Here is an 8,730-nt window from a genome sequence, read left to right as displayed (position 1 = left end):
GTCTTGGACCGTGTCTGGCCGTTGGTATTGGCCGCTCAGCTCATCCGTTGCACCGGAGAGGAGGCTGAAACCTTCTTTGGAACGCGGGATCCGGTGCGGGTGCACGACAAGCTACCCCAGAAACCCGCGGTGCTGATCAGTGATGCAGCCGGAGGTCTCCACTGGTGCATCGGCGGCCGTCACGGCAGCCTCGATGCCTCAAGGCTGCAGGACCACGAGCTGTTCTTGGCCCAGCTACTCGACAACCTCTCGACCCATCCCCAGCTGCTGGGCAATGCCGGCCCGAGCACAGACGCCATCGCTCACCCAGACGGCCTGGCCGAACAGCTACGCACAGCCGCTGCGGCTTCCGCCAGCCCACATCAGATGACGAACTGAAGATCATCAACTTATTGCTCGTACGTATTTCATTGCTCCCAAGGGGCGAAGGCCCCCAAACTCTGGATTCTCTGCCGCAGGTTCAATGACAGCACCAAAGGTTGCCGCCCGTACACCCATCGCCGTGAGCCTTGAGGAGGGGAAGGAGTACGTCTACTGCGCCTGCGGCCGCTCCTCGGATCAGCCGTTCTGCGACGGATCCCACCAGGGCAGCGGCTTCAGCCCCGTGGCCTTCGAGGCCAACAAGAGTGGCAAGGTGCAGCTCTGCCGCTGCAAACARACTTCCACACCTCCCTACTGCGATGGCACCCATGCCCGGGTTCCGGCCGACCGAGTGGGCACCGACTTTGCCCTTGACGACGACCGTGGTGAGGGAGACAGGGATGACGAGGAGCCGGAGGATGGCGGTTCAACCAGCGGCGGGATGCCCCAGCCCCGGGCCACGCAGGAAGAGCCCAGCCTTGAGCTGATCCACCAGCTGGCCGAGCACGGCCTCGAGCGGCTGGGGGCCCAGGGGCCGGTGGTGTCGATGGGGGTGCCCCGCTCCCGGCTGCCCCTCTGGGACGACATCCAGATCCTCACGGCCCAGCTGGCGCAACGTCCCCTGGCCGAAGCCGCCCCGGTGGGCACCGAGCTGGTGATCGGCCCGAGCGCCCGGCGCCCGTTGCGGCTGGAGATTCCTCTGCTGGTGTCGGACATGAGCTTCGGTGCCCTCTCCGAGGAGGCCAAGCGGGCTCTCGCCACGGGCGCGGAGCGTGCCGGCACGGGCATCTGCTCCGGCGAAGGCGGAATGCTGCCGCAAGAACAGGCCGCCAACCACCGCTACCTCTACGAGCTCGCGCCGGCCATGTTCGGCTATCGCGAGGATCTTCTCTCCCAGGTGCAGGCCTTTCACTTCAAGGCCGGCCAGGCGGCCAAGACCGGCACGGGCGGTCATCTGCCCGGCGCCAAGGTCACCGAGCGCATCGCCGAGGTGCGTGGCATCCCCGCAGGTGAATCCTCCTGTTCTCCGGCGCGCTTCGAGGACCTGTGCACCCCGGCTGATTTTCGCCGTTTCGGCGATCGGGTGCGGGAGCTCAGCGGCGGGATCCCTGTGGGCTTCAAGCTCAGCGCCCAGCACATTGAACAGGATCTCGATTTTGCCCTCGAGGCCGGGGCCGACTATCTGATTCTCGATGGCCGCGGTGGCGGCACCGGTGCGTCCCCGCAACTGCTGCGGGATCACATCGCTGTGCCCACCATTGCCGCCCTGGCCCGGGCCAGGGCCCATCTCSACCGCTGTGGGGCCAGTGGCGAGGTGAGCCTGATCATCACCGGTGGCCTGCGCACCCCAGCCGACTGCGTCAAGGCCCTGGCCCTCGGGGCCGACGGGATCGCCCTGGCCAATGCCGCGATCCAGGCGATCGGCTGCGTCGGCTCCCGGATCTGCCACACCAATCGCTGCCCCACGGGGGTGGCCAGCCAGGATCCCGAGCTGCGCCGCCGCCTGCAGGTGGAACCTGCCGCCCAGCGGCTGGATCGCTTCCTGCGGGCCACGGTGGCGCTGATGCAGGTGATGGCGCGGGCCTGCGGCCACAACCACCTGAACCGCTTGAACCGCAACGACCTGGCCAGCTGGCAGCGGCCCCTGGCGGAGCTGGCCCACATCGCCTGGAGCGGCAGCGGCGGCAACGACGAAGCCGGGGGGCCTTGAGCCGACCCTGGGATTTCGTTGGCCCGTTTCTGCAACAGGAAAGACTTGGAACGATGCAGTCAGGCTCCAGCCCTAGTCATTGCCGTATCCATGTTTCAGCCAGGGCATAGTCAGCACCCTCGAAGAAACGCGTTTCAGCGTTGACGAATTGCTTGACCAGCTTTTCCGCCAGGGCCTGCCAGGCCTGGTTGCCCACCACCACCACCCGCCGGACGGCCCGTCGATGGTCCCGGATCAGAGCCAGGTGACGCCCCAAGGCACCGAGGCCGGCCCAGCCATCGAATTGGCGCAGATCCAACAGCAGTCGCACCCCATCGAGCCCCTGAAGTTCAGCATCGATGTTGGCTTCGACCCGGTCATAGACAGAACTCTCCAGCGTGCCGATGAGCTGCACCTGGATCACATCGCCGTGACGCTCCAGATGCATCGTGCCCAGCGATTCCGATAACCAACGGCGGGCCTCCTCAACAGACGCGTTGGCGAAGACACGCACGGGGCAGGGCATCACCAGGCTGAAGGCCGCCACGGCTGTGCGCACCCAGGCCAAATCGGACAACAAAGCCAGCCGCTCAAAGCCATCCCAGTGCCGTAAGGCCTCCCGGCCGTCCGCCCAGGCGGGGCCCAGGTCGTAACCCTCAAAGCTGGGACCAAGCTGGGCGAGCAGCTTGAGGCGATCGTGCTGCGCCAGGGCGGCATCCAGAGCTGGGGTGAGCACGTGGTCATAATCGTCCGCGCTGATCTTCCCCTGGAAGGAAAAACCGAGGGTGCCTTCAGGCAGCCCGCTCATGCATTCGATCATGGGGAACCTCCTCGTCGATGGTTCACTCAAACGGTAGCGAACACGACGCAATCTGACTTCAGCCGCAGGGCTGTGCTCAGCCGCTCAAGGGGGGTTGCGAGGAGCCAGCTCATCTGCAACAGCACCAGGCTGAGCAGCGATTGCAACGCCATCGGCAAGGCAGCGCACCGCCACATGGTCTGAATCCACTCCCGCCTGAAGGCCCAGCGGCCCAAGGCGTAGCCTCCCTGGCGGCGGAGCCTCGGCGAGGAGCTGGCCAAGCTTCTGTGCCGCAGTACGAGGACTGATCTCTAGCGGCAGAGGCAAGCCGAAAAAACGATGCAGCTGCGCGAGTGTTGTCGCCGCATTGAACATCAGTAGCTGTTCTACAGGCAACGCGGGTGCTTCCGGGTCGGGATCGAACAGGCGATCAATCAAGGGCTGCAGCTTGGTGCGCATGGCCACGAAGACATGGTCGCCGGGTTCCAGGGCCGTGCTGCCGCGGGGCATGACCACCTCCCGGCCCCGCAGGATCAGGGTGACGAGCACGCCATCGGGCAGGGCCAGTTCGCGCAGGCGCTGGCCGGCCACCTGTGCCTTGGCTTTGACGGTGTAGTCGACGATCTCACCATCGACCTTGCGCAGGGCGTTGATCTCCACCGACAGGGCCGGCGTGGGATCAGCGGGCCGGCCGATCTGCAGCCATCGCGCCACCAGCGGCAGCGACCAGCCCTGGGTGATCGCCGAGAGCAGCACCACGAAGAACACCGCGTTGAAGATCAGCTGGCTCTGGGGAACACCGGCCATCAAGGGGAAGGTGGCCAGGGTGATCGGCACGGCCCCCTTGAGGCCCACCCAGGAGAGGAAGGTGAGTTCCCGCCGCCGGAAGCGAAACGGCCAGGCCGCCACACAGACCGCGAGCGGCCGTGCCACCAGGATCAGCACCAGGGCAATCAATAGACCGTCCCAGGCCACCGCCAGCAGGCGGCTGGGAAAGCTGAGCAGCCCCAGCATCACGAACAACACGATCTGCCCCAGCCAGGCCGTGGCGTCGTGGAAGGAGAAGATTCCCCGCCGAAACACCAGCGAGCTGCTGCCGAGCACGATTCCGGCGACGTAAACCGCCAGGAAGCCGCTGCCCCCCAGCACGGCCGCCAGGCCGAAAGCCACCAGGCCGAAGGCGAGAGCCAGGAGGGGATAGAGGCCTGGGTAGTCGAGGTTGATGCGATTGATCACCCAGGTGGCCAGGCGGCCCACGCCAACTCCAGCGATGCTTCCCACGCCGAACTGGGCGAGAAACAGAAGGGCCAGTTCCTGGCCAGAGCTGGTGCTGCCGGTGATCACCCCGATCAGGCCCAGTGTGAGGAAGATCGCCATGGGATCGTTGGAGCCGCTCTCCACCTCAAGGGTGGAGATGAGCCGCTCAGGCAGCTTCAGGCCGCTGCTGCGCAGCACCGAGAACACGGCGGCAGCATCGGTGGAGCCGACGATGCTGCCCAGCAGTAGCCCCTGCAGGATGGGGAGCTTCAGCACCCAGGCCGCCGCAACACCCGTGAGCACGGAGGTGAGCAACACGCCGAGGGTGGAGAGCGCCAGGGCCGGCCGCCATACCCGTCGCACTGAGGCCAGGGACGTGCGCAGGCCGCCGTCGAACAGGATCAGGGCGAGGGCGACGCTGCCGATGCTGTTGGCCAGGTCGTAGTTCTCGAAGGGGATGCGGCCGATCCCTTCTGATCCGGCCAGCATCCCCACCGCGAGGAAGAGCACCAGCACCGGCATCCCCAGCCGGGCAGAGAACTTGCTGGAGGCAATGCCCAGCAGCAGCAACACGCCGGCCAACAGCACGGCCAGATTGATCCACACGCTCCCCATGCCCTGCCGATCCGTCTGAGGATCGCGCAACCTGGCCAGGAACGTCTCTCATTGGGTTGGGTTTCTGCCGTGGCCAGCACTTGGGCCGCGAATCCGAGACGCCAGCTCCTCAAGCTCGTTGGCTTGGCCACCGGCAGCGCGGCACTCTCGGTGGCCTGACAATCCAGTCCTCCCTCCGAGGCCGCCGCGACCCAGCTCAGGGGTGAGCCGGGTGGTGCTGATTCACACTGACGACCGGGCGGCGGGAACCCATCAGGCACTTGACTTGCTGCAGCCCCCAGGGCTGGAGGGCAACAGCGTGTTCCTCAAGCCGAATTTCAACACGGCGGATCCAGCGCCGGCTGCCACCGACCCGATCCTGCTGGAGGCCCTGGTGCTTGATGACCTGGAACGCGACCAATGGAGGCATGTTGCCGCTGAGGGCACCCACTGGCCCCGGGGGTACGCCTTTGCCCGCCCGGCTCTCGACGCCGGCGCCGTGGTGAACACCTGCTGCCTCAAGACCCATCGCTTCGGAGGGCAGTTCACCCTGTCCCTGAAGAACACGGTGGGACTGGTGGCGAAAACCGTGCCCGGAGATTCCCACAACTACATGGCCGACCTCCACTCCTCTCCCCATCAGCGGCGCATGATCGCTTAGGTGAACCAGGCCTGCACGCCAGCTCTGGTGCTTCTCGATGCGGTGGAAGCTTTCGTCGACGGTGGCCCTCACAGGGGCACAATCGCCAGGCCCAACGTGATTCTTGCCGGCACGGATCGGGTGGCGGTGGATGTGGTGGGGATCGCACTTCTGCGCCTGATGGGTACCACAGCCGCGCTGTCTCGTGGCTCGATCTGGGATCTGGAGCAGATTCAACGCGCTGTGGAGCTGAATCTGGGCGTCGACTCGGCTGAGCGGATCGAAATCGTGACGGCCGATCTGCCGGGCCAGACCATGGCCGATCAGCTTCGCCGGCTTCTTGACAAAGCCCCGGAAGCCTGACGTGAGCCCAGAGGTCAGGCTCGATGCGCTGACCAGCGCCTACATCCGGCCAGCTTTGATGCCTTTTTTCACTTGTTCGATGGCCTCATCGATTAACTCAATGGCCTTCACACGGTGGCCGCCTTTGCCCGAACTGGCTTTCTCCAGGCTCTGCTTGGCCTCATTGAGGCTCGACAGTGCAGCCTTCATGTTGGGCTGATTGGCCTGGGCGGGCAGGGCCAGCATCAGCGCCGCCGCGGCGCTGATGCTGGCGGTTGTGAGGGTGCCGATCGCGATGCGTTTCATGCTGTCTGTTGTGCTGCAGGAACCAAGGGGCGCAAAGGCCCTAATTCAACGCTAACAGGATCCAGCGATCGCGCTCCAGCCCTGGGTAGGACGCCTCACCTCAGGGCTGGCCGGGTTCCTCGCACTCCACAGCGCGCGAGAGTTCAGCCCGCGCCGCCATCACCGGCTGGGCCTTGGCCTTGAGCTGGGCGGCCGCCTCCTCGAGGGTGGTGTCCTTGCTGCTGGCCACTTGGGCCACCTCGGAACGGAAGGTCTTCAGCTGCTCTTGAAAGGCTTTGGTGCGCAGCTCCTCAAGCTTCTGCTCCGAGGCTTCAAGGTTGGTGATGGCTGTACCCAGGGCCCCTTCAGCCTCCTTGGCCTCTCCCACCGTGGAGGCGGGGGTGAGCTCATCCACGGTGGTGAGGGCCTGGCTGACCTCAGTGAGCTGGGCGCAGATCTTGGCTTCGGTCTTCTCCTTGCGGGCGGTCATGTCCTGCTGTTGGCATGCGGTGGTGGCGAGGGCGAGCAGGCAGGCAGAAGCAAACAGGGAGGAGCGCATGGGATCGAAAATCGTTCATGGCGAACCTTAGCCCTGAGCGATGGAATGGTCTACCCGGCACTCTTGCCACGGCACTGGAGGGCCATGACATGGTTGATCACCTGAAGAGTCTTTCTGACGCCCGGCCCGGTTCCCATGCCGTTATTGAGCTGTGGAACAGCAAAACAATCAGGTGCCGTGAATCTGTTGATTTAGAGTTCAGGGCTGATAGTTTGCAGCTGGCCATAGATCATTGATTTCATGGGCCTGATGTTGTGCACTAAAGCGTTCCCAGGTAATACCGTTCACGTCGGTATCCTTCGAGAATTCGAGTGCCGTAGAGTCTTCCCAGCCCAAATGTCATAAAGTTCCTGCCTCGTGATCATGGTCTTTTCGTACAGAAACATTTAAAGACTCCGTTCGCCACAGTGCGTATTCGCCAGGAATGGTTGAGCATGGCTGAATCCCCAGGCGAGAAGAATAGTCGGCAATAGTTTCTTCTATTCTGTTTGTAGAGATGGCGATGTGAAATTTCTTCATGACTTTCCTGTTTTAACGCCAAGATCAGAAGCGGGATGCAGCCTATGAAGAGACGGCCACCTCCGCACCCGTCTTCTGAATCTTGATGTTAGACCCCTGTCTCACTCTCGGAATCTTGGCTATTTTGTTTCACGCTTCTCTCCTGAAGCATGACACTATGTCCATACTTGGTTAGCCCCCAGAAAAGCGCCACTCCACCGCCCTTGAGATTCAGTGTTTGAACAACGATGAGTCCATGTGCAAGAAACTGAACCTTGATAGTGTCGAATACTGAGTCATCAATAGACGCTGTTCTGCCTTTTTTCCCTGTACGTGCAAGGAGGAGTTCAGCAAGATGGAAACTGACTTTGCCATCAGCGGTGGCGATCAGCAGGGTTGGCGCTATTATTGTAAACAGCTCCAGCCAAGTGAGACGGGTCGACCAACTCGACTTACCATTTTGGGTATAGTACTCGCCCTTGACAGTAAATGATTTGTCTAGTGGAGCAAGATCAGTAATGCTTTGTGTATGTGAGACTGCTTTTCGTGCCTCTTCTAGCTCGGATTGCGCTTGAGCCAACCTCTTTCGTAAATCATTGAGTTCGGCTAGTGTCTCTGCTGAAGGAAAAGCCGTTGCCTTTAGCCATCCATTTCTAGGATACGTCTTTATTGTCCTATTAAGACTTAGTGCTACTAAGCCGGGAAGAGAATCAGCAGTCTTCCAAAAACGTACGAGACGACCACTCGCGACTTTGGAGCGGAATTGAGCCAGCTTCTGACGAGTTTCCGGGTCAATCTCAGATCGTGCAAGTGGGATCTCATCAGGATTCTCATGGAGAAATCCTAATACAGGAAGACCTTGTTCAACAGCATAATCATATTCCTTCCCGGTATAGCTTATGCCTTCATCTGTTAGCGACCCGTATCTTCCACCAAGAATGAGGATATAGTAGTCGCAGTCGTCAATAACTTTTCGAATGAAATCCCATTGTTCTTCGTCCGCTGCAGGAAACAGCTCCATCCCCGCTGGGAAGCAATCCAGCTCCATGACGGTTTGAATGACTTGCCGCCTCTCCTCTTGGAGATCTATAAACGTTGAGCTTACAAAGACTTGATAACGCTTGTCCATTGGAGATTCCTAGTGGTGTCTAACGCTCAATGGATGGGTCCGTTATCCACCTGCAGGTGAGCCCTCTTGCCAGCATAAGCTCCTCGCCATGTTCTGCCGGCAAAGTCGATTCCTTGCCAAAGCAGGCCTTTGAGGCAGAAGCTTTATTGCCCTGGCAGCTTATGCGGACCCGTTAACGCAATGTTCCTTTCGCTACCGATGGCTGGTGGACTGGCTGGTCAGCACCCCAGGCTGAACGGTGCCACCGGCGCAATGCGAGGGTTATGCCCGCCCACTTGATTGGCCCGCAGCACCAGGGCCGTGGCCCCCTGATTGAGGAACACCTTCAGCACCGACTCGCAGGCCAGGCGTGGCAGCAGCGAACGCCAGCTGCCGAGGCCCTGGAGCAGATCGTGCAGGGGCTGGTCGTCGAGGCTGCTGCCGAGCTGAAATGACCCCCGCTGCCAGTCGCCGCGCATGGGCGGCACCGGCAGCAGCCGGCCGCGCAGGATGCGCTCCAGCTTCAGCAGGGCGTCCAGGCGTGCGGCCTGTTCGGGATGGCGCTGCTCCCACTCCTGCAGGCGCTGCGGCTCAGCGC

Annotated in this window: 6 protein-coding genes and 3 pseudogenes; 3 read left to right on the top strand and 6 right to left on the bottom strand. The window is 62.3% G+C overall.

Going from position 1 to position 8,730, the window contains the following annotated elements; all coding sequences use genetic code 11:
- Positions 1–378: pseudogene (locus IQ216_RS08715) on the top strand (fructokinase); the annotation flags it as partial.
- A gap of 124 nt (positions 379–502) precedes the next feature.
- Positions 503–2,071 carry a glutamate synthase-related protein gene (locus IQ216_RS08710; RefSeq protein ID WP_370566677.1) on the top strand — a complete coding sequence of 523 codons (1,569 nt, stop codon included), beginning with the start codon at positions 503–505 and terminating at the stop codon, positions 2,069–2,071.
- A gap of 76 nt (positions 2,072–2,147) precedes the next feature.
- Here the strand turns inward: IQ216_RS08710 and IQ216_RS08705 are convergent, their stop codons facing one another.
- Both IQ216_RS08705 and IQ216_RS08700 read right to left on the bottom strand, forming a co-directional pair.
- A complete protein-coding gene (locus tag IQ216_RS08705) occupies positions 2,148–2,858 on the bottom strand; it encodes an STAS/SEC14 domain-containing protein (RefSeq protein WP_193815161.1) in 711 nt (236 codons plus the stop codon).
- A 96-nt stretch (positions 2,859–2,954) separates the two neighbouring features.
- Positions 2,955–4,751, bottom strand: coding sequence for a potassium/proton antiporter (locus IQ216_RS08700; protein ID WP_228007311.1), 1,797 nt, complete (start codon positions 4,749–4,751; stop codon positions 2,955–2,957).
- Positions 4,752–4,923: 172 nt separating this feature from the next.
- Between IQ216_RS08700 and IQ216_RS08695 the strand changes: the two are divergent.
- Positions 4,924–5,703, top strand: a pseudogene (locus tag IQ216_RS08695) (DUF362 domain-containing protein).
- 39 nt (positions 5,704–5,742) lie between these two features.
- Here the strand turns inward: IQ216_RS08695 and IQ216_RS08690 are convergent.
- The 4 genes and pseudogenes from IQ216_RS08690 to IQ216_RS08675 form a co-directional block, all read right to left on the bottom strand.
- Complete coding sequence (locus IQ216_RS08690; RefSeq protein ID WP_193815046.1) at positions 5,743–5,988, bottom strand: hypothetical protein; 246 nt, start codon at positions 5,986–5,988, stop codon at positions 5,743–5,745.
- A 100-nt stretch (positions 5,989–6,088) separates the two neighbouring features.
- Entirely contained in the window at positions 6,089–6,526 is a 438-nt protein-coding gene (locus IQ216_RS08685; protein WP_193815045.1) for a hypothetical protein, read from the bottom strand.
- A 607-nt stretch (positions 6,527–7,133) separates the two neighbouring features.
- Positions 7,134–8,153, bottom strand: a complete 1,020-nt coding sequence (locus IQ216_RS08680) for a DUF4062 domain-containing protein (RefSeq protein ID WP_193815044.1) — start codon at positions 8,151–8,153, stop codon at positions 7,134–7,136.
- 218 nt (positions 8,154–8,371) lie between these two features.
- Positions 8,372–8,730 (bottom strand): annotated as a pseudogene (locus tag IQ216_RS08675) (hypothetical protein); the annotation flags it as partial.

It is taken from the genome of Cyanobium sp. LEGE 06143 (assembly GCF_015207535.1).
GTDB lineage: Bacteria > Cyanobacteriota > Cyanobacteriia > PCC-6307 > Cyanobiaceae > NIES-981.
This window is presented reverse-complemented; position numbering and strand designations above follow the sequence as displayed.

What these genes read in the sequence shown, in the direction of transcription:
- IQ216_RS08680 (WP_193815044.1), bottom strand. Translation starts at nt 8,153, where the DNA reads ATGGACAAGCGTTATCAAGTCTTTGTAAGCTCAACGTTTATAGATCTC.
- IQ216_RS08705 (WP_193815161.1), bottom strand. Translation starts at nt 2,858, where the DNA reads ATGAGCGGGCTGCCTGAAGGCACCCTCGGTTTTTCCTTCCAGGGGAAG.
- IQ216_RS08685 (WP_193815045.1), bottom strand. Translation starts at nt 6,526, where the DNA reads ATGCGCTCCTCCCTGTTTGCTTCTGCCTGCCTGCTCGCCCTCGCCACC.
- IQ216_RS08690 (WP_193815046.1), bottom strand. Translation starts at nt 5,988, where the DNA reads ATGAAACGCATCGCGATCGGCACCCTCACAACCGCCAGCATCAGCGCC.